The sequence below is a fragment of the Kaistia defluvii genome (assembly GCF_026343955.1).
GTDB lineage: Bacteria > Pseudomonadota > Alphaproteobacteria > Rhizobiales > Kaistiaceae > Kaistia > Kaistia defluvii.
The window spans coordinates 435,150-459,968 of the sequence record NZ_JAPKNI010000003.1 but is presented as its reverse complement, the minus strand read 5'-3'; the positions used below and the strand labels follow the sequence as shown (position 1 = coordinate 459,968).

Genomic DNA, 24,819 nt, shown 5'->3' with positions numbered 1-24,819 from the left:
ATTGGAAAAATTGGCGGGAAAGATCAGTCCATTTACCGGCTAGTTGTCAACCCGGCTCGCCGTCCGTGCGGCCGAGTCTTTCCGGAGTTCCCTGACGACCATGCCATCTCATCCTGCTTCCATTCGCCCCCGCGATCTCGCGCATCCCGTGATCGCGGGCCTGATCTCCGTCCTCGTCAATTATGGCGGCACCTTCATTCTCGTCTTCCAGGCGGCGAAGGTCGCGGGCCTCGATCCCGGCCTCACCGCGTCCTGGGTCTGGTCGGTCTCGATCGGCGTTGGCCTGACGGGGCTGTTCCTGAGCTGGCGCTACCGCGAGCCGATCATCACCGCCTGGTCCACCCCGGCGGCGGCGTTTCTCGTTACCGCGCTGGCGACGACGCCCTATGCGGAGGCGGTCGGCGCCTACATGATCTCGGCGGCGGCCTTCGTGGTGCTTGGCATGTCCGGCTGTTTCGAGAAGGTCATCCGGCTCATCCCGCCGGGCATTGCCTCGGGCCTGCTCGCCGGCATCCTGCTGCCCTTTGGCATCGGCGCCTTTGGCGGGGCGAGCGTCGATCCGCTGCTGGTCGGGCTGCTGATCGTCGCCTATGTCGCGTTGAAGCGCTTCGCCGCCCGTTACGCCGTGGTCGGCATCCTGGTGATCGGGCTGGCCTTCCTGCTGGTTCAGGACCGGGTCGATCTCACGGGCCTGAAGCTGGAGTTCGCGGCCCCGGTCTTCACCATGCCGCAGTTTTCGCTGAACGCCCTGCTTTCGGTAGCGCTGCCGCTGTTCGTGATCACGCTGACCGGCCAATACATGCCGGGAATGCTGGTGCTGCGGAACGACGGCTTCAAGACCAGCGCCAATCCGATCGTCGCCTTGACCGGCCTCGGCTCGCTCCTCATGGCCCCGTTCGGATCGCATGCCTTCAACATCGCCGCCATCACGGCGGCGATCGCCACGGGAAAGGACGCGCATGAAGATCCGTCGAAGCGCTGGATCGCCGGCATCGCGGCCGGGTGTTTCTACGGGCTGGTCGGCGTGTTCGGCGTGACGCTGGCCGCCGTCTTCATGGCTTTCCCCGCGACCTTCATCACCACGCTTGCCGGCCTCGCGCTGCTCGGCACCATCGGCGGCAGCCTTGCCGGGGCGATGGCGGATCCGGGCTCGCGAGAGGCGGCGCTGATCACCTTCCTCGCCGCCGCCGCCAACATCCAGCTGCTGGGCATTGGCGGGGCGTTCTGGGGGCTCGTGATCGGCCTCGCCGCCACGCTCATCCTGAACGGCCGCTGGCCGCGCCTCGGGCGTGCCGAGCGTGCCGGGCACGACGGCGCGGCGCCGAGACACGCCGTACCCGGCGCCTGACGGCTCGCCGCGACAGGCACGGGCGGGGGTGACAAGCGGACGCGTGTCCCCCGCCTCGGCGCGAAGCGGTTCGGGCAGGCCCTGCCGTTCCGCCCGTCCTGCAGCGGAATTCGGCGCGCAGGTGGAACCAATGGGGCACGAGAGGGTTCCTCTGTCATTCGGAGACGAGGCTGACGTGCCCGGCCGCCGGGCAAGCGGCAACCCTTGAGGAAACTTGATCATGATGATTTCGTCCAGAATTCGCGCCGTCGCGGTTGCCGCCATCGCGGCCGGCGCTGTCAGCCTTTCCAGCGCCGCGCATGCCGACAGCGGCACGATCCGCTTCTCCGTCTACAAGGCGGCCTTCTTCGTCGGCGGCTCGGGCGGCGATGGCACGCTGACCTTCCACGGCCGTCGCTATCCGATCTCCATCGCCGGCCTTTCCGGCGGCATCGCCTTCGGCGCGTCCAAGACCAATTTCCGCGGCACGGTCCGCAACATCCGCCGGGCGAGCGACGTGACCGGTGTCTATGGCGCGGCCGGCGGCGGCGGCGCGATCGGCCGGGGCGCGCAGGTCATCGTCATGACCAATGAGAAGGGCGCCCGGCTCGAGCTTTCGGGCAAGCAGGTCGGCTTGCAGGTCAATGCCGATTTGAGCGGCCTGGCCATCACGGTCAAGTAGCGCCCGGCCTCTGTCGGTCCCCTATGCGGTCCAGACCCCTGCGAGAGAGAACGGGGTCGGGCCGAGGGCGGCCTGTTCCGCTTCGGTCGCGTTTGGCGGGATGAATCGGACGGGTCGCGCGCAGACGGATACCGACAGGTCTCCCACCACGCCATTGGGCAGCGGCAGATGGAAGGTGCGCGACACCGTTAGTCCCGCGCCCCGCCCCCCCGCCCGGCTTCGAAGCCGGGCGATGGCGACGCCATTGCAGCTGATATCGAAGAACAGCCGTCGCGACAGCGGCGGGGCGTCGAGCGCGATCTTCAGGATCAGGCTCCTGCGCGGCTGGCGCAGCGTGATCGTGTGCAGCAGCTCGCGTCCCGGCGGCAAGCTCTCGACCGGCTTGGAGAGACCAAGCAGCCAGCGCAGCGGAATGCGCGGCCGCGTCACGGTGATGGCGCGGCGATCCTTCACGATGAGCGAGAAGCCCTGATGCCGAAGCAGCCGGTCGGCGAGCCGGTTGCCGGCCTTCTCCGCCAGATTGCGGTCGCTGCGGTCGCGTACATTCGACCAGTATTTCAGCCGTTCTCCAAGCGGCACGGACGCCCTCGCCATAACGTCGAGAGCGTGGTCCGGCACGGCGAGCGCCAGTTCCTGTCGCACATAGCGCAGGCCGGCGAGACAGGCGGGCACGAGGCCGCGCTGATGCGCCATCGACGCCAGCCGGTCCCAGTCGATCGCCTGCCGCTCGATCCGGGTGGCAAGATCGATTGCCCAGTCGCCGCTGTTACTCGTGGCGGAATGGGCAAGGAGAAGCAGTGTGGCGTCGGTCGGCGACGGAACCAGGATAGGGCGCAACGCCAGCTTCGCGCCGCGGGCCATGTCCCATAGCGCGTCGTCGAGGGCGGGTTGGATCCGAGCGAAGTGAAACGGCGAATTGTGCAGGTCGATCTCGCCGTGCTCGCCCTTCTTGAAATTGCCGCTGAGGCGGACATTAGCCAGCTGGCGCAGATATTCGAACGATTCCCCATTCGTCGCCGTCCAGTGGTCCGCAGCGAGCGAATCGAGCGCCCGCCCCGTGTCCGCCGGCCGCACCAGAATGTCGACATCGCCCATGATCCGGCGCGTCGTCACGGCGAGCCCCTCGGCATATTGCGCTCCGCCCTTGAAGACGAGGAACGGTATGCCGTCCGCGCTCAGCCGGTCGAAGGCGGTCGCCGTCTCGCGCAGGCCGAGCTGGGTCTTGGTCCAGAGCTGTTTCGTCAGCCCGTCGATCCGCGGCCGCAGCGGCGTGTCCGGATCGAGTTGCGGCAGGCGAAGCGAGAGCGGCGCCAACAGGCGCATCTCCGGCCATGTGACGTCGTCAAAGTTCCGTTGCGCCTTCCAAGCCTGCCAGGCCGCCCTGGCCTGGGCATCCGGACCGAGCGCCGCCTGGAGCAGCAGGTGCACGAGACCGTCCGGCCAACTGCGTTCGCGTCGCCAGCTCATGAGCCGGATCCCGTGCTGGCGGCGAGGGCGGCGCGCCGGCGGGTCAGGGCGCGTCGCGCGATCTCCAGATAGCCGACATCCCGTTCGTCGCGGCCATAGCTCATGCTGCCAGCAATCACGCGGCGGAGCGCGACGACCGAGGGGGACATCTGGAAACGAAGACCCATTTCGCGCCCCCGGGCAATCCAGTCGATCATATCGCCCCGGCCACCCTCGAGCGGATCGTAGATCGGCCCGATCCGACGGGCGCAGTCGGTCCGGATCATCATCGTCGTGCGGCCCCAGCCTTCCTGGGTCCTGGCGGCGGGGTCGACGGGACGGCCATGAAAGAAGATGCGGAGATGGCCGAACACCGCGTCGACATCGGTCGCTTCGTCTAGGCTCGCCAGCTGCCATGCGGCTTTTTTCGGCAGCCAGAGATCGTCGGCGTCGAGATAGGCGGTGATCGGCGTGTCGACCGTCTGCAGAGCGAGATTGCAGGCGGCGCCGGGACCCCGATTGTCCTGCCGGATGACGTCGATCCCGAGCTCCCGCGCGTGATCGCCCGTGCCATCCGTCGAACCGTCATCGACCAGAAGAACACGCGCCGGCGGAACAGTCTGGCCGCGCAGCGAGGCGATGGCATCGGCGAGCGTCCTGGTCGCGTTAAAGGCCGGAATAATCACCGTATAGCGGCTCGACATGGCGGCCTGTCCTCTCGGCTAGGCATTGAGGGGGGAGGATTGCGGTGCCGTATCCGGCTCGCCGCCAAATTCCGTTTCCTGGTCGAACTGCCGGAAAAAGAAGAGGTCCAGCCGGCGTGTCCGGCCGGTCGCCCGGCGGCGCAGCATGGAGTTGTGGTAGGCCCGAAGGCAGGCCCGGTGCATGGCGTCCCGGTCGTTGGTCATGTTGCCGGCATGGCGGCGGTAGTAGATCGCCGTATCGATTTCGATCAGGAAACGGCAATCGGCCTCGAACAGCCGGAAATAGAAATCGATATCCTCGCCATAGGTGAGCGCCTCGTCGAAGCCGCCGAACACGTCGAAGGTCGAGCGTCGGAAGACGGCGCTCGCCAGGCAGATATCGAGGGTCCTTTGCCAGAGCGAACCTGCTTCGGGCTCGAAGTCCCGGTTCATCGCGTTGAAATAGATCCGTTGCCCGATCACCGCGACGAGGTCCGGCCGCGCCGCGAGCTTTGTCACCTGCCTGAGGATCCTTCCGGGCGCGCTGATGTCGTCGGAGTCGAGGAAGGTGAGGAAGTGGCCTGTCGCGGCGCGCAGGCCCGTATTGCGCGCCGCGGAAACGCCGCGATGATCCTGCCGGATCAGCCGGACGCGCGGGTCGGCTGCCGCGATCGACGCCACGATCGCGTCGCACCCATCGGTGGAGCCGTCGTCGACGACGAGGATCTCCGCGTCGATGCCGGGCTCGGCCTGCAGCGACTGGAGCGCCTCGGCGATATAGTCCGCGCGGTTGAAGGCGGGCATCACGATGCTGACCGTGGGACGATCGATCGTCATGCTACCCTCCTGGCCACTGGGCTCGCATGGCGTCGAGCAGCGGATGCCGCAGCGCGGCCGAATATCCGTTCCTCCGGCGTCTTTGAACCGATCGGTGAAAGACGAGCAGGAGTTCACGGCTCAACGTGCGACGGTCGCTGCTGGCATTGCCGCTGTGTCGCCGGTGGAGCAGTGCCACCTCCTCGTCGACGGCAATGGGGATGTCCGCCTCGATCATGCGCAGGTAAAAGTCGTAGTCGCTGCCCATTTCGAGATCACAGGCAAAATCGCCGAGGTCGGCAAACAAGTCTCGTCGAAAGGTTCCTGCACCAAGCAACGTCGCGAGCATGCGCTGGTGGCGTCCCAATGTGACGTCGCCTCTTTCGCTGATCTGATCGAACATGACGCTCTCTCCGACGACCGCTCCAAGGTTCGGATTCCCCGTCAGGATCTCGACATGCCTCGTAAGCCCGCCCGCGGGCTTGATATCGTCTTGATCCAGGAAGGTAACGAACGGCGCCCGGGCTCGCGCCAGGCCCCGGTTGCGTGCCGCAGCGACGCCACCATGCATTTCACGAAATAGTCGGATTCGATCGTCGTTCCGGGCCATGCGCTCGACACAGGAGGCAGTCTCGTCCTGCGAGCCATCGTCGATGATGAGTATTTCGCTGCTCACCTCGCCTTGAGCCAGCACTGAAACGATCGCTGCCTCGATGAGGGCCATGCCGTTGAACGCGGGGATGATGACCGAAAGCGCGGGAGGTGCGTTCATCCGCTCCTCCTTCTGCTCGCGATGGCGTTGCCGACATCCGCTGGCGACATGGTGAGTTCGTCAAAGCGCGTCTGTAGCGGGAATGCCATCGCCGGCGGCCGAGAGTTTCGATCGCGCCGACGTGCCAGGGAGTGGTGCAGCGCCCGCAGGATGTAACGGCGGTTGGCATCGGCATCATTTGTCATGTTCGCGTCGTGTCGCCGATAGAGGAGTGCCACCTCGCTTTCCACAGCAAGGCTCATCCCCGCTTCGTGGACCCGCAGCAGGAAATCGAGATCCTCCGAAAAGCGCATGGTTTCGTCGAACACACCCACCGCGTCGAAGACGGTCGAGCGGATCGTCGCGGCCCCGAGATTGACGCTGCGGAGCTGGACGTGGTCAGACCCCAGCACGGGTTCGAAGGTGGGGCTGAGCGCCTCGAAGACAAGGACCTCCCCGACGATCAGATCGGTCGCCGGCTCGCGCCCGAGAAGCGACACGTGCCGCTCAAGCCTGTCGGGCCGCCAAAGATCGTCGGCGTCCAGAAACGACACCAGGGAGCCGCGTGCTGCGCGGACGCCTGCATTGCGGGCTGCCGCCACGCCGGAATGCGGGATCGAAAGAAGGCGGATGCGGGAATCCCGTTCAGCCTCTTCCGTGACCAGCCGAGCCGTCCGGTCGCGCGAGCCGTCATCGACGACAAGGATCTCGAATTCGCGGTAGGTCTGCGCCGCGAGGCTGTCGAGGGCTTCGCCGATGAAGGGTTCCGCGTCGTAGGCGGGCACGACGATGCTGACGAGCGTCATGACGAATGGTCTCCGATCACGGTGCGCACGGTCGCCGCGATCTCGGCCGGGTCGGCCGAAAGCCGCATCCGATAGATGGGCAACCGCATCGACAGCCCGGTCAGGAACAGGAGATCCTCGGCCGATCGGGACTGGAATTCGCCGAACAGGGCGTCCACGAGATAGCGGACGGCTTCGGCGCGCGGCACCCGCTCCAATGTCGATCGGGCCTGCATGGCCACCGCCGGGAGCAGGATCGCGCCGAGCCGCAGTGGCCCGGCGACGCATCCGGGGAAAGCGATGTCGGGATCGAACTCAAACTTGCCCTGCCAGTTCGGCGTGAGTGCGCCAAGCCGATCCCCCAGGCCTGGAATGCGAGCGATTCCGGCGGCATCCTGTTTCAGCAAGCGATAGAGCGGCGACACCGTCGGATGTTCGTGCTGATCGAGCAGCACATAGTCGTCGCCCACGGTTTGCAGGCCGCCCGCCAGGCCTGCCAGGGTCGTTCCCGATTTTCCCGCCCCGCCGGGGCCGGCGATCAGCACGCCATGGCCGTCGACGCCGAGGCTGCCAGCGTGGACCATGCGGCGCTTCGCCGTGTGAAGCGCCCAGTTCAGGGGAACCCGCACGGGAGCGCCGCTGTCCCACGGCAGGAGATCCTCCATGCGGTCGAGGAAATAGGCGGCGTTGCCGGACCGCCGTTGGCGGACAATCCATTGCCTGTCGAAATAGGGATAGGTCGCCAGATAGCCGCCGAGGGCCGCGGATTCATCGTAGTGATGCATCTTCCAGTCGGGTTCGGCCCACTGGCCGGCGGTCCATCCCATGTCGGCGGCTGCAATGATATCGATCCGGCCGCCCGGCGCGGTGGCGGCGCCCGATGGCGCGAGGCGATCGCTATACTGTTTGAGAACCTCGCGGTTGCTGCAGCGCAGCTTGAAGCTGGCGCCGCCCAGACTCAGGTCAGCCACATGCAACCGATCATCCGGAGTCGTGTCGAGCCGCTCGAACAAGCGGTCGAAGAAGGCACCCAGACTCCCATTGTCGACCCTCGAGGCGGCGCCTGCCACAACGCCCGCCGGCATGGATCAGGCGTCCTCCCGACGAACTGGCCAGCCCACTTCCTCGACCACTTCGTGAATCGGGTCGGTCATCACCAGATCCCGAAGATCGTCATAGGAATCAATGACCAGCGACGTCATGCCGCCGGCGATGAAAGTGGCGACCGAAGGATCGCCTTCCGCCAGGACGACTGCGACGGCCGGTTGCATCAGGCCCTCGGACTGGATCCGGTCGATCAGCCGGGTGGCATCCTCCGCCAAGTGTGGCGCCTGTGCGCCGAGTGGCCCGAGAACGGATTCGACGGAATGTCCGGCTGCCAGATCGCGCCAGACGGCGGCGGCGAGGTCGCGCAGGCTGAAATAGAAGCCCGTGTCCAGGTTGAGCGCCACGATTTCGCCGCCGAAATCGTCGGCGACGCAGTTCGGAACTGCAACAGTCAGATAGGTCGCCTCAACCACTCTCGTACCTCATCTCCGGCTTCGCCAGCTTACCAAACGTCATTCTGCGGGCAGCGATAGCAAGCGCCGCTGGATGCACGCAATATCGGGACGGTCCCAGCCGTACTTCGAAGCGTGTTTCCAGAGGAATGTGGGATAAATCCCACATTTACAGCGGTGCCGGATCGCTCGACCGCCGCTTCAGCCTGTGGCGGGTCGGCCCGGCCGGTGACGACGTGGCGCCTGTCTTTTAACCGGCGATGGTTACGGCCGCGCCGGCGGCGGTCATCGCGGCGAGTTGGCGGTCGGTGGCGGTCGCGTCGGTGATCAGGCGCCAGTGCGCGGGCAGCGGCGCCCAGGCCGATTGGTCCGCCCGGCCCAGCTTCGTCGCGTCGGCGAGGATGATGGTTTCCCGCGCCTGTTCCATCATCAGGCTCTTGAGCGCCACCTGGTCGAGATGCGCCTCGCACAGGCCCCGTCCGGCGACGATGCTGTCCGCGCTCAGAAACGCCTTGTCGGCGGTAAGCCGCCGCAGTGTCTCCATCGCAAGCGGGCCGCCGGTGCCCATGCTGCTGGCGCGCAGCGTGCCGCCCAGCACGATCACCTCGATGTCGGGCTCGCCGACCAGCAAGGGCGGCAGGGCCAGGTTGTTGGTGATGATGCGCAGCCGCCGCCCGGTCAGCAGCGGCCCGAGCGCGAGGACCGTCGACCCGGCATCGAGGAGCAGGGTGTCGCCGTCCCCGATCGACGCGAGCGCCGCCTGCGCGATGGCCCGCTTCTCCGCGCCGCGCTCGTCCAGTCTTTCGCCAAGCGTCGTTTCCCGGCCGCGGCCGAGCAGGATGGCGCCGCCATAGGTGCGGCGGACGGCATTGTCCGCGGCAAGGCGCTGCAGATCGCGCCGCACGGTCGATTCCGACACGGCGAAGCGGCGCGCCAGTTCCTCGACATCGACTTCGCCAAGCTGCAAGGCTTCGAGAAGGCGCGAGCGGCGTTCGGTGCTGCGCATGGGCGTGCTTTTCCTGAGGGGTGGTCGGCTAAACGGCGGCGGGGCGGGGCGCGAGTCCCACAGCCTGACGCAACGCTTCGATCAGGCTGCGCTCGTCGGCGGCGCCGGTGCCGGCGATGTCGAACGCCGTGCCGTGATCGACGGAAGTGCGGATGACGGGAAGGCCGACCGTGATGTTGACTCCGGATTCCAGCCCCAGAACCTTGATCGGGCCATGGCCCTGATCGTGATACATCGCCACCACCATGTCATAGTCGCCGCGCCCGGCGAGGAAGAACAGGGTGTCGGCCGGCAGCGGGCCGCGGACGTCCCATCCCTTCGCCCGGCAGGCCTCGACCGCGGGGGTGATCTTCTCGGCCTCCTCGCCGCGGCCGAACAGCCCGTTTTCCCCCGCATGCGGGTTGATGGCGCAGACGCCGATCTTCGGGTTGGCGATGCCGGCCTTTGTCAGCACGTCATGGCCCCGGGCGATGACCCGCTCGACGAGGCCCGGCTCGATCTTCGCGATCGCGTCGATCAGCCCGATATGGGTCGTCACATGGATCACGCGCAGCTTGGGCGAGACCAGCATCATCGACACTTCCGGCGTGCCGGTCAGTTCCGCGAGCAACTCGGTATGCCCGGGATATTTGTGCCCGGCCGCATGGAGCGCCTCCTTGCTGAGGGGCGCGGTGCAGATCGCCTGGGCTAGGCCGGCGCTGGCAATCTGGACCGCCTTCTCGATGAAGCGGAAGGCGGCCTCGCCGGCAACCGGCGAGACCTTGCCGAAGGGGAGATCCGCCGGCACGAGCTTGAGGTCGATGCATTGCACGGCCGGCGCGGCAAAATCCGCCTCCGCCGGATCGTCGAGGGAGGCGACCTCCAGGTCGACCCCTGCCAGGCGGCCCGCGAGGCGCAGGCGCTCTGCATCGCCGATCACCAGCGCGTTGCAGAGCTGGCGGGTCGAATCGTGCGCGAGCGCCTTCATGATGATCTCGGGCCCGACGCCGGAGGGATCCCCCATGGTGATGGCGATGGTGGGCAGTGAACTCTGGGTCGGCGTCATGCTGGATTTCCTTGGGTGCGGATATCGCGAAGGCGTTGGGCGATGCGGCCGAGGCTGTCGTCGTCGCCAAAGGCGCCGGCCTTCGTGACCACGGGACAGGAGAGCGCGCCGAGAGCCTGGCCGAGGGCGACGCCGGGCTCGATCTCGTCGATCAGGCGGATGCCCAGGGCTCCGAAGCGGGAGAGCAGCGCCGCCGCGGTCTCGCCGCCGGTCGCCGCGAAGGCCCCCATGCGGGCGGCGGCGGGCGCGAGCGCGTCGGCCAGGCTCTCGGCGAGCCTGGGCCCCAGCGCCATTTCCGGCCGGTCACCCATCTGGATCTCGATCAGCACATCCTGGCCGGCATCGAGCCGGGCTGCGACCGCCTGGCCGATCGCGGCGCTTTCGGCAGCATCGCTCAGCAGGGTCTCGGGCGAGATCGGCACATGCACGACCTGTCCGCTGGCGACGAGCTTGGCGGCGCCCCGGCGCGACGCCGCCGCCAGCGAACCGACGACCATGAGGAAGCCCTGCGCCTGGGCCGCGAAGCGGGGCGTGGAGGCGGGAGTCGATGGCGCGAGCGCCGCCACGGCCGAAGCGAGGCCGGCGCTGCCGATCAGGAAAGCGCCCGGCGCCAGCGGCAGGCCCGCCGCCGCGATCCGGCGCAGGTCGTCCTCGGTCTCGGCATCGCAGATCGCCACGACGTCGCCTTGGCCGGCGAGGAACGCAAAGGCGGCGCGCAGTTCGCTCTCGCTCGCGCGGATGGTCGAAAGCGGCACGACCTCTGCCGCCATGCCGGCCGAGGCAAGAACATCTGCGAGATCGGCGTTGGCGTAGCTGTGGTCGCGCTGCCAGACTTCGGCCTGTTCGAGCGGCTGACCGTTGACGAGGACGCGGCCGTGGCGCGTCGTGCGGCCCGTCGCCGGGAAGGCTGGCGCCAGCAGGCCGAAAGCCGTGCCGAACCGCCCCTTCATATGGGCCATGGTGGCGGCGATCTCGGCGGCCGGCTGGCCCCGCAGGGTCGAATCGATCTTCTTGAAGACGTCGCGCCCGGGCTCGGAGAAGGTCGCGAGCGCATGATGCTGCCGTTTCGCGGCGGCTTCGGCGGTCAATCCCCGGCTGTCGGTATTGTAGGAGACGATGGCCGTTCGCGGCGCGCCGGGGGCCGTCATGCCCCAACTGACCACGCTGGCAAGTCCCCGCCTGGCGAAGGGAATGGCGCTGTCGGCCGCGCCCGTCAGGTCATCGGCGAGGATCAGCCAGCGCGTCATCGAAAGGATTGCACCCGGAAAGGGGGGATATTCGGCTTGGTCGAAAGCGGCAAGGTCGAGACCTCCATTGCGCGATTCACGCAGAACGGGGCAGGTGTTGCGCCGGGGATTGGCTCACCATCGTCAATTTATGCGCATCCTGCGCAAAACGAAAGGGCATGGATGATCAAATCGCGCAGCCCGGCTGGAATGCCTGGCGCGATGCATCGCGGCCGGGAGCGTCCCGCCCGCGGGTCGAGGCATGCCGGATCGTGGATTGGGGAAGGGAGAAGGGAGAAGGGAGAAAGCGTCCGGCTGCCTTGGGAAGCGCGCGGCGGACATGCGCCGGCCCCGCATGGGCGAGGGCTCGTTAGGCGGAATGGACGCGTCCTGGGGGATGCCAGCCTCCCTCGGCCGTCGAGGCGGAAGGCTGGCATCGCTGGTCTGGAGATCTATTCCAGATTGGTGTGCCGTGCCCGCATCGCTTCTGGCGTCGTCTGCAGGCGCTCGCGCAGCTTCAGGATCATGACCTCGAAAAGCACGAACAGCGCGCCTTCATACAGCGAGCCCATCGGCAGGATCGAACTGCGGGCTTCGCCCTGGTCGTCGGCCATGGTCTGAGCCGGCAGGTGCAGGACCAGGTCGGCCATGGCGGGCGCCTTGCCGCCCGGCTGTGCCGTGATCACCGCGACGGTCGCGCCGGCGCTGCGCGCGACGCCGATCAGCGCCAGGGCGGTGGAGATTTCTCCGGGCCCGACCGTGACCAGGAACAGGTCGCCGGGGCCGACCGGCGGCGTGGTCATGTCGCCTTCCACCGCGACCGGCACGCCCATATGGTAGAGGCGCATCGCAAAGCCCATGATCTGCAGGCGCTCGCGGCCCCCGCCGAACACGACCGTGCTCTTCGCCTTGGCGATGGCATCGATCAGTTCATCGACCTTCCCGTCATCCAATCGACTGAATACGGTGCCAAGTTCCTCGAGCGCCGTATGGTAGGGGCTATGATCGACACGGGTCACGACGGTGGTTCCTGCTATGGAGTTTCGAATCCTTGCCAGTGAAGCACGGAGGTCGGGCGGACTGCAAAGGCCGATAGCCCGGTGCCTCACGATCTCCACGCATCGAGCCGGGCGGCCGCGTTGCGGCTTGACCGGCTGTGAGGCAGCGCGCAAGTAGGGCCACCTTGACCGGAAATCTGCGGAGAAGAACGATGTCCGATAAGACCGAAGCCGAACTCGACCCGGAGTTCGAGGATTTCGAAGGCGACCATTTCCAGGTGACGATCACCGTGGACGTGATCGCCAGCAACCGGACCGAGGCGGCCATGCTCGCCTACTGGTCGCTGAACGACGAACTGCCCGACACCTTCGAGGTGAAGGACGAGGCCGGCGTCTCCGAAGAGATCACGCTGACCGACGAACAGAAGGAAGAGGCGCTCTCCGACGAGCTCTCGCTGGACGTTCTCTAGCCCATTCAAAACCGACCCCGGCGACGCCGGGGTCGGGATTGCGGATCAGCCGGGTACCAGGCGCGACACCCAGGCCGATACCTCGTCGCCGCTGCTCAGGTCGGGCTGGATCAGTCCGTCGATCATGAAGGTCGGCGAGACATGGATGCCGTTCTGGCGGGCATATTTGCAGTGCCACTTGATCTCGCGGTCGAGCGTGTGGAGGGCGAACGCCTCCTGAAGCGCGACGCCGCTATAGCCTTCCAGCCGCTCGATGATCTGGTTCGGCGTGACGTCCATGTTGGGTCCGCCGGCATGATGCGTGAATTCGAATTCCTCGCGATGCGCGGCGACGGCGGCCATGACCTTCCGGGCCGTTTCCTTGCCGCCCGCCAGCGTCGACGCCGCGAGGATGCAGCGGACGATCACGCCGGAATAGAGATGCCAGGGCTGTGACTGCAGGCGGATGGCGATGGTGATCCTGTCTTCCCCGGCCTCCGCGAGAAGAGCGTCGAGCTTGTTGAAGGTTCGAACCGAATAGGGGCAGGTGGGTTCGAGAAACACCTCGAACCGACGCGGGCCGGTTCCCCATACCAAGGGATCGGCGTGCCAGGCGGTCGCTGTCATGGCTTTTTCCTTTATGCGAGGGCAATGGGATCGGGACGGGCACGGTTCCCTTAGAGGGTAGAGCGCCTTCCGGCCGGAGCGCGCGCGTCGGCTGACTCTTGTCCACATGTTTTGGGCATGGCCGTGTCGTGGCCCGACGAGCCGGCGAAGCGATGAAAGTTGGCCGGATCGTCCAGCCTGCGCTACCACTTGTCAGTGGGGCAGCGTAAACAAATGAATCAAGCTCGACCCGATGCCCTCTGGCCGCTTCCAAGCAACTTTCAATGCTATACGGTCATCCCAGTTCAGCGTGCCAACGCTATCGCAAGAGGCTTTTTGTGTGTCCATGGCGCCAGCACTGATGCCCAAGATCCTCATCGTCGACGATAGTTCGACCAATCAGCGCATCTATTCGAAGCTGGCGCGTCAGCTGGATACCGAGCTGGATATCCGCACCTTCGGAAATCCGCGGAAGGCTCTCGAATGGCTGGCGGAGAACACCGCCGATCTGATCATCACCGACTACAAGATGCCGACGATGTCGGGCGCCGACCTGACCGCAGCCGTCCGCGCCGACGTGCGCAACTGGGATGTGCCGATCATCGTCATCACCGCCTATAGCGACCAGCAGTTCCGGGTCGAGGCGCTGGAGGCGGGAGCGACGGACTTTCTGCTCAGCCCGGTCGACCATGTCGAATTTCTCGCCCGGGCCAAGAACCTGCTCAAGCTGCGGAGCCAGCAGCTCGTGATCTCAAAGCGCGCCGACCTGCTGGAGATCAGCCTGAACGCGAAGGAGCGGCTGCTGCGCGAAAGCCGCGAGGCGCTGGCCCAGGTCATCGACACCGTGCCGGCGATGATCAACGCCACGGACCGGGACGGTCGCTGCGTCTTCGTCAATGCGCATCAGGCCGCCTTTTTCGGCAAGGCGCCTGGCGATCTCGTGGGAAAACCGATCGAGGCGCTGCTGGGCGAGGACCGGGCTCACATCAGCCGGCGGCTCGACCAACTCGTGCTCAAGACGGGCCGCGCCATCTCCCCGCGCCAGGAGGAAGTGCTGTCGCCCGACGGCGAGCCGCGCATCTACCTGACCAGCAAGGCGCCGCTCTATGACAGTTCGGGCGAGATCGCGAGCGTGCTTTCAACCTCGATCGACATCACGGAGCAGCGCCATGCCGAGCGCCGGCTGCTGCATATCGCCAATCATGACGCGCTGACCGGACTGCCCAACCGATTGATGCTGCGGGACCGGCTGCGGCGCGAACTGGCGCGCGGCCGGCGCGGCGACCAGATCTTTGCCCTGCACTTCATCGATCTGGATCGCTTCAAGGCGGTCAACGACGCGCATGGCCATCACAGCGGCGACGAACTGTTGCAGCGTGTCGCGGCGGCGCTGTCCGCGCTGGTCGACGAGGGGCACACGGTCGCTCGACTTGGCGGCGACGAATTCGCGATCCTTCAGCCCGGCATTGACGGGCCGGAGGATGCCGGCCGGCTGGCCCAGTCGATCCTCGACCTGCTCAACAGCAAGGAGGACAGTCCGCTCGCGCTCAATATCGGCGCCAGCATCGGTGTCACCCTGGCGCCGCTGGACGGGACCGATCCGGACGAGCTCCTGAAGAATTCGGACCAGGCCATGTATCTGGCCAAGTCGCTGGGCGGCGGCACATGGCGGTTCTTCGCGGCGGACATGCGGCCGCGCGCCAGCCAGACGGCGCATCTCGAGACCGAGTTGCGCGGCGCGCTGTCGCGCCGGGAATTCGTCCTGTTCTACCAGCCGCAGATCGACCTTCGCTATGGCAAGGTCGTCGGCGCCGAGGCGCTGCTGCGCTGGCGGCATCCCGAGCGTGGCCTGCTCGCGCCAGGAGCTTTCCTGGGCCTTGCCGAGGAAACCGGCCTCATCCTGCCGATCAATGAGTGGGTTCTGAACGAGGCTTGCCGCCAGGGGGCGGTCTGGGAGGCGGAAGGGCTCGGCGATTTGCGTATCGCCGTCAACATGTCGCCGATCCAGTTCCGCCGCCAGGGCGTCGAAACCCTGGTCAAGGATGCGTTGCGGGCGAGTGGCATGCGGCCGACGCTGCTGGAGCTGGAGCTGACCGAAGGCATCCTGCTCGGCCATGACGAGCATATCGTCAAGCAGATGCATGTGCTGCGGTCGCTCGGCGTCACGCTCTCCGTCGATGATTTCGGCACCGGCTATTCGTCGCTGAGCTATCTGCGCAGCTTCCCGCTGCATCGCCTGAAGATCGACCGCTCCTTCGTCCAGGATCTCGGCAGCGATCCGAGCGCGCTCGCGATCGTGCGCACCATCATCGATCTCGGGCATATCCTGCATCTGCAGGTGCTTGCCGAGGGCGTCGAAACCGAGGCTCAATTGCAGCTTCTGCGGCTTGAAGGATGCGACGAAGTACAGGGATACCATTTCAGCGGACCGATTCCGGCCGATGCTTTCGTCACCTGGGTGATGCAGCATGGCCAGACGGCCCCCGGACCCTCGCAGGAGGCGACGGAGAATGAGCATGCGCGCGCCGGATAGAGTCGTTCAGGCGCTCACTCTCCCCCTTCGCTGGATGGCTGCGCGGCTGCGGAACCGGCCCGACAGCGAGCATGAGATGAGCTACAACCGGCTCGTCTTCGCCACCATCATCGTCATTGTTCTGCTGGTGAACCGGAGCAGCGACGACATCGGCTACGCGCTCGATGTCATGGCGCTCTACATCCCGCTCGCCCTGGGCGTGCTCGGCCACATCCTGCTCTATCCCGGCGTGTCGCGCGCGCGGCGCTTCTTCGCGCTAGTGATGGATTGCGGCTTCCTCTCCTGGCAATTGCATCTGGGCGGCGAAGTCGCGGCGCTGTTCTTTCCCATCTATCTCTGGGTCATCTTCGGCAATGGCTTCCGCTTCGGCCTGTCCGCGCTCGCGACCGCCATTCCCGTTGCAACCCTTTGTTTCGGCGTGGTGGTTCTGACCACCCCGTTCTGGGCGCAGCGCTGGCACCTTTCGGTCGGTCTTCTGGCCGGCCTGGTCATCCTTCCGGCCTATGCCGGCACGCTGATCCGCAAGCTGTCGCTGGCGACCCAGGCGGCCGAGGAGGCGAGCCAGGCCAAGAGCCTGTTCCTCGCCAGCGTCAGCCATGAACTGCGTACCCCGCTCACCGCCATTGTCGGCATGACGGGTTTGCTGCGGGCCAGCCCGCTCGTCGCCGAACAGCGCGACATGGTCGAGACCGTCGATGTCGCGACCCGCTCGCTGCAGTCGCTGATCAACAGCCTGCTCGACCTGTCGCGCATCGAGGCCGGCCGGATGCCGGTATCGAATGGCGAGATCGACCTGATCGCCCTGCTCGTCGATGCGCGCCGCCTGGTCGAGGCGCAAGTGCGCGAGCGCGGCCTGACCTTCGACATCTATGTCACGCCGCGCACCCCGCTGCGGCTGTTCGGCAGCCGCCAGCACCTGCACGAGATCCTCGTCAATCTGGTCGGCAACGCCGTGAAGTTCACCCGCGAGGGGGGCGTGACCATCGCCGTCGACGGCCAGCCGGAAGAGGACGGCCGTTTCCGGCTGACGATGGAGGTAACGGATACCGGCATCGGCATCGCGCCGAAGGACCAGGACCGGATCTTCGAGGATTTCACCCAGGCCAATGCCAGCATCATGAACCGGTTCGGCGGCACGGGGCTCGGGCTGGCGATCGCACGGCGACTGGTGGAATTGCTGGGCGGTTCGATCTCGGTCGAAAGTGCCCTGGGCGAGGGGAGCACCTTCCGCTTCGACATCGTCGCGGCGACGCCGGTCGATGAGGGCCTGTCAGCGGAAGAACCGTGGCGGGAGCGCGGCGTCGTGCTGGTCTGCCGGGACGCTGCGCCCCTGCAGGACCTGATCGGCACGCTGTCCTCGCTCGGCGTGACGCCGATCCTGGCGGATCCGCGCCAGGGACCGGCTCGGATGTTTCCGCCCGAGGCGGCCAATGCGATCCGTCTGCTGTTCGAGCCGGACAGCAAGAATTTGCCCCTGCCTAATACCGGCGTGACGGGGTCCTCGAAGGGCGTGCTGATCCAGCCATGGGTGCCGCCGGGGTTGCCGCCGCTGGCGACCCGGCAGCGCTGCTCGAGCCTGCTGTCGGAGCGGCCCACACCGACCGAGCTGCGCCGCGCCCTGATGGTCGCCAGCCGTCTGAACGCGCCGGCGCCGGCGGAAGTCGCCGCCGCGACGCCGCGCCCGATCCGGCCGAGCCGTCCGCGCCGCATTCTTCTGGCGGACGACAACCGCATCAATCAACGCGTCTTCTCCCGCATCCTCGAGGCGGCGGGCCATTCCGTCCTGCTGGCCGAGACCGGCGACCAGGCACTCGACCTGCTGGAGGAGAAGGCGGACCAGATCGACATCGTGCTGATGGACTTCAACATGCCCGATACGGACGGGCTGGAGGCGACCAAGCTCTACCGGGTCATGGCGACCGGCGACCGGCGGCTGCCCATCGTCGGGTTGACCGCCGATGCGACCGCGATGAACGACAGCCGCTGGCGCGATGCCGGCATGGACGACTGCCTGATCAAGCCGGTCGAGCCTTCGGCGCTGCTCGCCGCCATCGACCGGATCACCGGCGACGGGCCGGACAAGGCCGTCCGCGCGGAACCCCGGCTCACTCTGGTGCGCAATGCCGTCTTGCCCAGCCTGGACGATCGGGCGATCGAGCGCTTGCAGCGGCTCGGCAACGCGGAATTCGTGGTCGAGCTGATGGAGGATTATCTGGCGGATGCCGAGATCATGCTGGACAGGCTGATCCAGAGCGCCAGCCGCGGCGATCTGGAGGCGTTCCGCAGCGATGATCATGCGCTGCAGAGCAGTTCTGCCAATATGGGCGCGGTGGCGCTTGGCGCCATCTGCGCTCCCTGGCGCAAGCTGCGCGGCGATGAACTGCGCGCGGGCGCGGCGGAATTCACGCGGCAGGCCAAGGCGGAGCTGAGGCGCACGCAAAAGGCCATGCGCGCCTATTCGGCGCGCGAGGCGGGTCTGGGATAGCCGTCGGGCGGCTGGCGATGCGCCCGCGGGCGCATCGCCAATCGGGCCTATTCGGCAGCCACAAGCACGGGCATGTCCGGCTGCAGGCTTGCGAGACGGCGGTTCTGCGCCGAGCAGAGCCGATCCATCTTGCGCAGGTCGGCCTCGGTCAGGTTCAGCGCTGCTTCCGCCCAGATGTCGACCACGTCGATCAGTTCGGAGAGCGTGACCGGGTTGACGCGCCGACGGGCCCGGTACAGGGCCTGATGGGCGTTGTGCTTGCGGTTGTGGCGGGCAATGTAATCCAGCACCGCCGCCTGGCCCTGGCCGTCCTCGGCCAGCACATCCACCACGCCCATCTCATACAATTCTTCGGCGGTGTGGATGCGGCCCGACAGGATCAGCGCTTCCGCCTTGTCGCGCGACATGCGCCGCGACAGGAAGCTGTAGGCGCCCATGCCGGGGAACATGTTGAACAGGATTTCCGGCAGGCCCATCTTGGCGCTGCGCTCGGCCACGATCAGGTCGAAGGACAGGGCATGCTCGAAGCCGCCGCCCAGCGCGTCGCCCTGGACGAGCGCCATCGTCACGACCGGCGCGTCGAACGCGACGGCGTTGCGGTGGATGGCTTCGACGGCGACATGGCCGTAGTGGCGCATCGCCTTCAGGTCGCGGCTGCGGATGCGCTGGGCGAAATGGCCGAGATCGCCGCCCAGATTGTAGATTCCCGGAACGCCCGAGGCCATGACGAACCAGCCGAACGGGGTCGCTTCCGGTCCGGAAAGATTGGCGAAGGTCTGCGTGATCGCCTTCTGCATCCGGCTGATGTCGCCCATCAGCTCGTGCGTGTAGGAGGGTTTGCCGACCGGCTCCATGTAGCACCAGCAGGTGGCGTTGACCGTGTCGATGTCGAGATGAAGGTTGTCATAGCCGATATCGTGGATCGCGCGGGCGGCCTCGGCTGCCGTCTGGATCGCCGAGCCGGCGTTCGGGTTGGCGAAGGCGATGGGTTCGTGGTTCATGCGAAGGGAAGTCATGGTCAGTCTCCTTTTGCGTAAATGTTTGGGCCGTCGCGGGGGAGGATGCCGCAGGACCGCCACCAATACATTACGCTCAAGAAGGTCGATGCGAGCAGACTCTGGCGTGCGTTTGTTGCTGAAGTTTACGTCAGGTCGTGCTGCATGCCTGAACGTCGGGGGTCTGACGCTTTCCCGGCACCGACGGAAGCGCGTCCGTCCTAATCGGCGAGGCGCATGGTGGCGCGGCCGCTGGTGAGGTCGGCAACCAGCTGGCGCACGGCCTCGACGTCGTCCTGCTGGATCGCGACGACCAGTTCGCCGCCCGTCGCGGTGTAGGTCTGCGCCGTCACGCGCGTGGTGGGCCATGTTGCCAGCCGCGCCTGCAACAGCGCCAGGTCGCCGAAGCCGCAAAGGATCGTCGCTTCCTGCGTCACGACCAGCGGCTGCTTCTCCGCCCCGCGCAGGCACGCCGCCGCCGTGCCGCCATAGGCGCGGATCAAACCGCCGCCGCCGAGCAGGATCCCGCCGAACCACCGCGTCACCACGACGGCGACGCCGTCGAGCGACTGCCCTTCGATCGCCTGCAGGATCGGCTTGCCGGCCGTGCTGCTCGGTTCGCCATCATCGCTGAAGCGGTATTGCTGCCCGATCTTCCAGGCCCAGCAATTGTGGTTCGCGGCCGGGTCGGAATTCGCCGCGATGAACGCCTTCGCGTCCGCCTCGTCGGATACAGGCCCCGCCACCGCGAGAAAGCGGCTCTTCTTGATTTCCTGCCGGAAGGTTTCGGATTTCAGAAGGGTGAACATGGCTGCCGCTCGTACCTCGCCGAGGCTTCCATGCAAAGCCCGGCGCCGAAGATCAAGGGCGCCGCGGCGGTTTCGCCGCGACAGCCCCCCGCGGCGTTCCGTTTCACCGGCGTGGCAGGATGAAGGCCGCCTGCAGGCCGGTGCGGTCCTGCCGGTTGCTCAGCACCAGTTCGACGCCGAGCCGGCGGGCGGCGATGGCGACGATGGTAAGGCCGAGGCCGGTTCCCGACGTGCTCTTGTGGCGGCCGCGATAGAAGCGCTGCGTCACCAGGGCCAGTTCCTCCTCGGGGATGCCCGGGCCCTGGTCGATGGCCATCACGCCCCGCCCGTCCGGTGCCGCGCACCAGCGGACGAGGCCGCCTTCCGGCATGTGGTGGATGGCGTTTTCATGCACGTTTCGCAGGGCCAGCATCCAGGTTTCGCGCGGACCGGGCAGATGGACCTCGGCGAGCGCAGGATCGATCTCGACCCGGACGATGTCGGGGAGCGGCGGCGCCGTCGCGACGATTTCCGCCAGCAGCTCGCCTGCCGCGTGGGTCCCGTTGCAGGGATGGACCCCCTCGGCTTCCAGCCGGGTGAGCACCAGCAGCTGACGGACGAGCCGGGTCGTCCGGTCGACGGAGACGAGGATCTGCGACAGGGCGCGATCCCGCACCGCCGGATCGGCAGCCGCCCGCGCCACCTGCGCCTGCGTCTTGAGCCCGGCGAGTGGCGTGCGCAGTTCATGCGCCGCGAAGGCCGTGATCTCGCGCTCGTGCCGGCGGGCCGCTTCGACCTTGTCGAACAATGCGTTGAGCGCGTGGGCGAGCGGCTGAACCTCGGCCGGCAGCCGGCTCGCATCGAGCGGGCGCATGTCCTCGGCATCCCGTCCCTGCAGTTCCGCGGCCATGCTGCGAAGTGGCCGCAGGCCGCGCCCGAGGCTTGCCCAGGTCAGCAGGCCGAAGAGCGGCAGCACCAGCAGCGCCGGCGCCAGCAGCCCGACGATCAGGTCGTTGACCAGCTTGTGGCGCAGGCCGATGCGGTCGCCGACCATGACGCGCACGCGCTTGACCGGATCCTGGATCGTATAGACGCGCCAGGGTTCGCCATCGACCACCCTGTCCGAATAGCCATCGACGTTCTCGGCGAGCTGGGCCGCCGGCGCGCCGCTCGACCGGGCGACGAGATGGCCGTCCAGCGACCAGATCTGGCAGGAGAGCTGGCGCTCATAGCCGTGTACTTCCGCCGGAAGCGCGGCATTGAGGGCATTCACCGACGCCGGCATGGTGTGGGCGTCGACGAGCGAATGCACCATCTTCGCCGCTTCCTGCAGCCGGGTGTCGAGCACATGTTCGAGTTCCGAGCGGCTGCCGATATAGATCCAGGCTCCGGCGCTCAGCCAGATCAGGCCGGTCGCGGCCACCAGGATGAAGAACAGGCGGCGGCGCAGCGAGGTCATGGCGCCGACCCCATGCGATAGCCGAGGCCGCGCACGGTCTCGATGGCGGCGCGGCCGATCTTGTTGCGCAGGTTGTGGATGTGGACCTCGACCGCGTTGCTGTCGACCTCCTCCTGCCAGCCATAGAGCCGTTCCTCGATCTCACCCCGCGAGCGGATCGTGCCCGGCCGTTCCATCAGCGCCGCCAGCACCGAGAATTCCCGCCGCGACAGGGATATCGGCTCGCCGGCGACCGTGACGGAGAGCGTCGACGGATCGAGCGAAATCGAGCCTGTCTGCAGCAGGGGCGCGGCGCGCCCGGCGTGGCGCCGTGCCGCCGCCCGCACCCGCGCGGCGAGTTCGTCCAGATCGAAGGGCTTGCCGATATAGTCGTCGGCGCCGCTGTCGAGGCCGCGGATGCGATCCGGGGTCTCGTCCTGCGCGGTCAGCAGGAGCACCGGTGTGTGGTCGCCCGCCCGGCGCATTTCCCGCAGCACGTCGAGGCCGGACCCGTCCGGCAGCATCAGGTCGAGCACGATGGCGTCGAACTGCGCGCTGGCGAGCGCGGCGCGCGCGTCGGCGCAGGTCGCCACGCAATCGACCGTGACGAGGCCGAGCGCCAGGCCAACCTTCAGGCCGTCCGACAGGATGGGGTCGTCTTCGACGACGAGAACGCGCATGCGAGGATCCTTTGCTTCCGCTTCTCTATTCTCCGCTAGACTTAAGGCTGGCTTAAGGTGGTCATCCGATGGTGCGCCTCCATTCCGGACGGAGTCGCAATGTCGGGCAAGTTCTTCCTGTATCGCATGATCCTGGCGCTTGGCGTTCTCGCCACGCTGCTGGGCGCCGTGGCGAGGGCGCAGACGCCCTTGCCTATGGATGCTGCGTTTCGTCTTGCCGCCCATCGGGATGCGGGCGGCCCGCTGCGGCTCGAATGGCAGATCGAGCCCGGCTACTATCTCTATCGCGACAGGATCTCGGTCGCCGGCGGTGACAGGCCGGTCGCCATCACCGCGCCTCCCGGCGAAAGCAAGGATGATCCGAACTTCGGCCCGAGCGAGATCTATCGCGATCGCGTCTCCATCCCTCTTGAAACCTCCGCCCCGCGCAGCGGCGTGGTGCGGGTCACCTATCAAGGGTGCGCGGAGGACAGCATCTGCTATCCGCCGGTCACCAAGGCGCTCGATCTCGCAACGCTGGCGCTGACGGATGTCGAGACGGGGCTTGGTTTTAGAACGCAGACCGCGTCGGTAGCTGCCGTCGCGCCGGCCGGGACGGGCCTGCCCACGCCGCCGGCAAGTTCGCTGATGACCGGCAGCCTGGCGCTGACGCTGGCGAGCTTCCTCGGATTCGGGCTGCTTCTATCTCTCACGCCATGCGTCTTCCCGATGATCCCGATCCTGTCCGGCATGCTGGCGCGCGCCGGGGAAAACCTGTCCGCCCGACGCGGTTTTGTCCTCTCGACCGTCTATGTAGGCGCCATGGCGCTGGCCTATGGCGTCCTCGGCCTCGCCGCCGCCTGGTCGGGCCAGAACTTGCAGGTGGTGCTGCAAGCCCCCTGGGCTTTGGGATTGATGGCGGCGGTTTTCGTCATTCTCGCCTTGTCGATGTTCGGCCTGTTCGAACTGCAGGTACCGGCGCGCTGGGCCGGCTGGATCGCCCGCCGGAACGGGACGCGGGCCGGATCGGTCGCGGGCGCCGCCGGGCTCGGCTTCGGCTCGGCCCTGATCGTGGGTCCCTGCGTGACGCCGCCGCTGGCTGCCGCCCTTCTCTATGTGGCGCAGACGGGCGACGGCCTGCGCGGCGCGGCCGCGCTGTTCGCGCTCGGCCTCGGCATGGGATTGCCGCTGATCGTCTTCGGCACCTTCGGCAGCCGGGTGCTTCCGAAATCCGGTCCCTGGCTGATGCGGGTCAAGCAGGCCTTCGGCGTGGTTTTCCTCGGCCTTGCCGCCGTCCTGCTGCTGCGTGCGCTGCCGGAGGAATTCGCATTGCCGGTCTGGGGCGCCGGGGCGCTGGGCGTCGCCGTGTTCCTCGGCGCCTTCGACGGCTTGACGGCTGCGACGGGGTGGGTGCGCAGGCTGGAAAAGACAGCCGGGCTGGCGCTTGCCATCTATGGCGCGGCGCTGATCGTTGGCTTTGCGGGCGGCGGCACGGATCCGCTGCGCCCGCTCGCTTTCCTCGGCGGGGCGGGGCCTGTTGTGGCCGTTGTGCCACAGACGCTGACCGTTCGCTCGGAAGCGGCGCTGGATCAGGCCTTGGCCGCCGCCAAGGCCGAGGGGCGCCCCATTCTCGTCTCGTTTACCGCAGACTGGTGCACCGTATGCAAATCAAACGACCGCGTTCTGGCGGAGCCCGGTCTTGCAGCCCCGCTTTCCGGCGTCACTTTCATCAAGGCCGATGTGACCCGGAACGGTGAAGACAGCCGCCGGCTCATGCAGCGCTTCGGCGTCGTCGGGCCGCCGACGATGTTCCTGCTCAACGCCGCCGGCTCGGAACTGGCCGGATCCCGCATGATCGGCGCGATTGCCGGCAACGACTTTGCCCAGCGGCTTGAGCACGCCGTGTCTACCGGTAGCCAAGCGCCCACGGACAGCATTTTTCCAGAATGGAGCCCTTCATGAACCGCCGCTTTTTCCTCGGAACCGCCGCGAGCCTTCTTGCCTCTTCCGCGATCGTTCTCGACGGCTTGCCGGCCATCGCCAAGGGCGTCGATGTCAACGCGGTCCTGAACGATCCCGAGGCGCCGACAGGCGGAAACCCCAGGGGCGACGTCACCATCGTTGCCTTCTTCGATTACAACTGCCCCTACTGCAAGACGTCGGCGGCCGACCTGGCGCGCGTTGTCAAGGAGGACGGCAAGATCCGCCTGGTCTACAAGGACTGGCCGATCCTGACCGAATCCTCCGTCCAGGGCGCGCAGTTCGCGCTGGCGGCCAACTATCAGGGCAAATACGAGACGGCGCATCACGCGCTGATGGGCATTTCGGGCCGGGGCGTCACCGGCGACACGATGCTGGAGGCGATCCAGGCCTCGGGCGTCGACATGAAGCGGCTGCAGGCGGATCTCACCGCGCATGGGCCGAAGATCTCGGCGCTGATGCAGCGCAACCTCGCCCAGGCCGAAGGCCTCGGCATGAACGGCACGCCCACCTACCTGATCGGTCCGTTCCGGGCCTCGACGCTCGACTATGACGGCTTCAAGGAAGCGGTCGCCGAAGCGCGCCGGCGGCAGGCCGCCAACTGATCCCGTCCCTCCCATCC

23 protein-coding genes are annotated in these 24,819 nt (G+C 67.1%); 7 read left to right on the top strand and 16 right to left on the bottom strand.

Annotated elements, in window-relative coordinates; genetic code table 11:
* Positions 1-100: 100 nt before the first annotated feature.
* Together OSH10_RS10185 and OSH10_RS10180 are read left to right on the top strand one after the other, a co-directional pair.
* On the top strand, positions 101-1,348 hold the full coding sequence (locus OSH10_RS10185; RefSeq protein WP_266331573.1) for a benzoate/H(+) symporter BenE family transporter: 1,248 nt from the start codon (positions 101-103) through the stop codon (positions 1,346-1,348).
* A 220-nt stretch (positions 1,349-1,568) separates the two neighbouring features.
* Positions 1,569-2,009: a lipid-binding SYLF domain-containing protein gene (locus tag OSH10_RS10180; protein WP_266331571.1), complete on the top strand. Its 441-nt coding sequence runs from the start codon at positions 1,569-1,571 to the stop codon at positions 2,007-2,009.
* 21 nt (positions 2,010-2,030) lie between these two features.
* Here OSH10_RS10180 and OSH10_RS10175 read toward each other — a convergent pair whose 3' ends face one another.
* From OSH10_RS10175 to OSH10_RS10125, 11 genes are all read right to left on the bottom strand, one after another.
* The gene (locus OSH10_RS10175) at positions 2,031-3,476 is read right to left on the bottom strand and encodes a nucleotidyltransferase family protein (protein ID WP_266331569.1); all 1,446 of its coding nucleotides are present in this window, start codon (positions 3,474-3,476) and stop codon (positions 2,031-2,033) included.
* Positions 3,473-4,159 carry a glycosyltransferase family A protein gene (locus OSH10_RS10170; RefSeq protein WP_266331567.1) on the bottom strand — a complete coding sequence of 229 codons (687 nt, stop codon included), beginning with the start codon at positions 4,157-4,159 and terminating at the stop codon, positions 3,473-3,475. Before OSH10_RS10170 ends, OSH10_RS10175 begins: the two co-directional genes overlap by 4 nt.
* An 18-nt stretch (positions 4,160-4,177) precedes the next feature.
* The gene (locus OSH10_RS10165) at positions 4,178-4,975 is read right to left on the bottom strand and encodes a glycosyltransferase family 2 protein (RefSeq protein ID WP_266331565.1); all 798 of its coding nucleotides are present in this window, start codon (positions 4,973-4,975) and stop codon (positions 4,178-4,180) included.
* Position 4,976: 1 nt separating this feature from the next.
* A complete protein-coding gene (locus tag OSH10_RS10160; protein ID WP_266331563.1) occupies positions 4,977-5,726 on the bottom strand; it encodes a glycosyltransferase family 2 protein in 750 nt (249 codons plus the stop codon).
* The gene (locus OSH10_RS10155; RefSeq protein ID WP_266331561.1) at positions 5,723-6,511 is read right to left on the bottom strand and encodes a glycosyltransferase family 2 protein; all 789 of its coding nucleotides are present in this window, start codon (positions 6,509-6,511) and stop codon (positions 5,723-5,725) included. The genes OSH10_RS10160 and OSH10_RS10155 overlap by 4 nt, the downstream gene beginning before the upstream one ends.
* Positions 6,508-7,575, bottom strand: a complete 1,068-nt coding sequence (locus OSH10_RS10150) for a phosphoenolpyruvate carboxykinase (ATP) (protein ID WP_266331560.1) — start codon at positions 7,573-7,575, stop codon at positions 6,508-6,510. Before OSH10_RS10150 ends, OSH10_RS10155 begins: the two co-directional genes overlap by 4 nt.
* A gap of 3 nt (positions 7,576-7,578) precedes the next feature.
* Positions 7,579-8,010: a PqqD family protein gene (locus OSH10_RS10145; RefSeq protein ID WP_266331559.1), complete on the bottom strand. Its 432-nt coding sequence runs from the start codon at positions 8,008-8,010 to the stop codon at positions 7,579-7,581.
* Between the two features lie 229 nt (positions 8,011-8,239).
* Positions 8,240-8,995, bottom strand: a complete 756-nt coding sequence (locus OSH10_RS10140; protein ID WP_266331557.1) for a DeoR/GlpR family DNA-binding transcription regulator — start codon at positions 8,993-8,995, stop codon at positions 8,240-8,242.
* Positions 8,996-9,023: 28 nt separating this feature from the next.
* A complete protein-coding gene (gene pdxA / locus OSH10_RS10135; protein ID WP_266331555.1) occupies positions 9,024-10,040 on the bottom strand; it encodes a 4-hydroxythreonine-4-phosphate dehydrogenase PdxA in 1,017 nt (338 codons plus the stop codon).
* A complete protein-coding gene (locus tag OSH10_RS10130; protein WP_266331554.1) occupies positions 10,037-11,287 on the bottom strand; it encodes a four-carbon acid sugar kinase family protein in 1,251 nt (416 codons plus the stop codon). Before OSH10_RS10130 ends, pdxA begins: the two co-directional genes overlap by 4 nt.
* 431 nt (positions 11,288-11,718) lie before the next feature.
* A complete protein-coding gene (locus OSH10_RS10125) occupies positions 11,719-12,285 on the bottom strand; it encodes an SIS domain-containing protein (RefSeq protein WP_266331553.1) in 567 nt (188 codons plus the stop codon).
* 191 nt (positions 12,286-12,476) lie between these two features.
* On the opposite strand from OSH10_RS10125, the gene OSH10_RS10120 reads away from it, so the two are divergent.
* Positions 12,477-12,734 (top strand): hypothetical protein, encoded by a 258-nt coding sequence (locus OSH10_RS10120; RefSeq protein ID WP_266331552.1) that lies wholly within the window; start codon positions 12,477-12,479, stop codon positions 12,732-12,734.
* Positions 12,735-12,779: 45 nt separating this feature from the next.
* Here OSH10_RS10120 and OSH10_RS10115 read toward each other — a convergent pair whose 3' ends face one another.
* On the bottom strand, positions 12,780-13,340 hold the full coding sequence (locus OSH10_RS10115; RefSeq protein ID WP_266331551.1) for a DsbA family protein: 561 nt from the start codon (positions 13,338-13,340) through the stop codon (positions 12,780-12,782).
* 340 nt (positions 13,341-13,680) lie between these two features.
* Between OSH10_RS10115 and OSH10_RS10110 the strand changes: the two genes are divergently transcribed.
* Together OSH10_RS10110 and OSH10_RS10105 are read left to right on the top strand one after the other, a co-directional pair.
* Positions 13,681-15,852, top strand: coding sequence for a GGDEF/EAL domain-containing response regulator (locus OSH10_RS10110; protein WP_266331550.1), 2,172 nt, complete (start codon positions 13,681-13,683; stop codon positions 15,850-15,852).
* Between the two features lie 76 nt (positions 15,853-15,928).
* Positions 15,929-18,337 (top strand): sensor histidine kinase, encoded by a 2,409-nt coding sequence (locus tag OSH10_RS10105; protein WP_266331549.1) that lies wholly within the window; start codon positions 15,929-15,931, stop codon positions 18,335-18,337.
* Positions 18,338-18,384: 47 nt separating this feature from the next.
* On the opposite strand, the gene OSH10_RS10100 is transcribed toward OSH10_RS10105, so the two are convergent.
* The 4 genes from OSH10_RS10100 to OSH10_RS10085 form a co-directional block, all read right to left on the bottom strand.
* The gene (locus OSH10_RS10100; RefSeq protein WP_266331548.1) at positions 18,385-19,353 is read right to left on the bottom strand and encodes a crotonase/enoyl-CoA hydratase family protein; all 969 of its coding nucleotides are present in this window, start codon (positions 19,351-19,353) and stop codon (positions 18,385-18,387) included.
* A gap of 200 nt (positions 19,354-19,553) precedes the next feature.
* Positions 19,554-20,141 carry an IMPACT family protein gene (locus OSH10_RS10095; RefSeq protein WP_266331547.1) on the bottom strand — a complete coding sequence of 196 codons (588 nt, stop codon included), beginning with the start codon at positions 20,139-20,141 and terminating at the stop codon, positions 19,554-19,556.
* 103 nt (positions 20,142-20,244) lie between these two features.
* Positions 20,245-21,579 carry a sensor histidine kinase N-terminal domain-containing protein gene (locus OSH10_RS10090; protein WP_266331546.1) on the bottom strand — a complete coding sequence of 445 codons (1,335 nt, stop codon included), beginning with the start codon at positions 21,577-21,579 and terminating at the stop codon, positions 20,245-20,247.
* Positions 21,576-22,238 (bottom strand): response regulator, encoded by a 663-nt coding sequence (locus tag OSH10_RS10085; protein WP_266331544.1) that lies wholly within the window; start codon positions 22,236-22,238, stop codon positions 21,576-21,578. The genes OSH10_RS10090 and OSH10_RS10085 overlap by 4 nt, the downstream gene beginning before the upstream one ends.
* 99 nt (positions 22,239-22,337) lie before the next feature.
* On the opposite strand from OSH10_RS10085, the gene dsbD reads away from it, so the two are divergent.
* Entirely contained in the window at positions 22,338-24,179 is a 1,842-nt protein-coding gene (gene dsbD / locus OSH10_RS10080) for a protein-disulfide reductase DsbD (protein ID WP_266331543.1), read from the top strand.
* Positions 24,176-24,802, top strand: coding sequence for a DsbA family protein (locus OSH10_RS10075; protein ID WP_266331542.1), 627 nt, complete (start codon positions 24,176-24,178; stop codon positions 24,800-24,802). The genes dsbD and OSH10_RS10075 overlap by 4 nt, the downstream gene beginning before the upstream one ends.
* Positions 24,803-24,819: the final 17 nt, after the last annotated feature.

Coding starts and splice junctions, on each gene's coding strand:
- OSH10_RS10185 (WP_266331573.1), top strand. CDS start 101: ATGCCATCTCATCCTGCTTCCATTCGCCCCCGCGATCTCGCGCATCCC.
- OSH10_RS10180 (WP_266331571.1), top strand. CDS start 1,569: ATGATGATTTCGTCCAGAATTCGCGCCGTCGCGGTTGCCGCCATCGCG.
- OSH10_RS10175 (WP_266331569.1), bottom strand. CDS start 3,476: ATGAGCTGGCGACGCGAACGCAGTTGGCCGGACGGTCTCGTGCACCTG.
- OSH10_RS10170 (WP_266331567.1), bottom strand. CDS start 4,159: ATGTCGAGCCGCTATACGGTGATTATTCCGGCCTTTAACGCGACCAGG.
- OSH10_RS10165 (WP_266331565.1), bottom strand. CDS start 4,975: ATGACGATCGATCGTCCCACGGTCAGCATCGTGATGCCCGCCTTCAAC.
- OSH10_RS10160 (WP_266331563.1), bottom strand. CDS start 5,726: ATGAACGCACCTCCCGCGCTTTCGGTCATCATCCCCGCGTTCAACGGC.
- OSH10_RS10155 (WP_266331561.1), bottom strand. CDS start 6,511: ATGACGCTCGTCAGCATCGTCGTGCCCGCCTACGACGCGGAACCCTTC.
- OSH10_RS10150 (WP_266331560.1), bottom strand. CDS start 7,575: ATGCCGGCGGGCGTTGTGGCAGGCGCCGCCTCGAGGGTCGACAATGGG.
- OSH10_RS10140 (WP_266331557.1), bottom strand. CDS start 8,995: ATGCGCAGCACCGAACGCCGCTCGCGCCTTCTCGAAGCCTTGCAGCTT.
- pdxA (WP_266331555.1), bottom strand. CDS start 10,040: ATGACGCCGACCCAGAGTTCACTGCCCACCATCGCCATCACCATGGGG.
- OSH10_RS10130 (WP_266331554.1), bottom strand. CDS start 11,287: ATGACGCGCTGGCTGATCCTCGCCGATGACCTGACGGGCGCGGCCGAC.
- OSH10_RS10120 (WP_266331552.1), top strand. CDS start 12,477: ATGTCCGATAAGACCGAAGCCGAACTCGACCCGGAGTTCGAGGATTTC.
- OSH10_RS10115 (WP_266331551.1), bottom strand. CDS start 13,340: ATGACAGCGACCGCCTGGCACGCCGATCCCTTGGTATGGGGAACCGGC.
- OSH10_RS10110 (WP_266331550.1), top strand. CDS start 13,681: ATGCCCAAGATCCTCATCGTCGACGATAGTTCGACCAATCAGCGCATC.
- OSH10_RS10105 (WP_266331549.1), top strand. CDS start 15,929: ATGAGCTACAACCGGCTCGTCTTCGCCACCATCATCGTCATTGTTCTG.
- OSH10_RS10100 (WP_266331548.1), bottom strand. CDS start 19,353: ATGACTTCCCTTCGCATGAACCACGAACCCATCGCCTTCGCCAACCCG.
- OSH10_RS10095 (WP_266331547.1), bottom strand. CDS start 20,141: ATGTTCACCCTTCTGAAATCCGAAACCTTCCGGCAGGAAATCAAGAAG.
- OSH10_RS10090 (WP_266331546.1), bottom strand. CDS start 21,579: ATGACCTCGCTGCGCCGCCGCCTGTTCTTCATCCTGGTGGCCGCGACC.
- OSH10_RS10085 (WP_266331544.1), bottom strand. CDS start 22,238: ATGCGCGTTCTCGTCGTCGAAGACGACCCCATCCTGTCGGACGGCCTG.
- dsbD (WP_266331543.1), top strand. CDS start 22,338: ATGTCGGGCAAGTTCTTCCTGTATCGCATGATCCTGGCGCTTGGCGTT.
- OSH10_RS10075 (WP_266331542.1), top strand. CDS start 24,176: ATGAACCGCCGCTTTTTCCTCGGAACCGCCGCGAGCCTTCTTGCCTCT.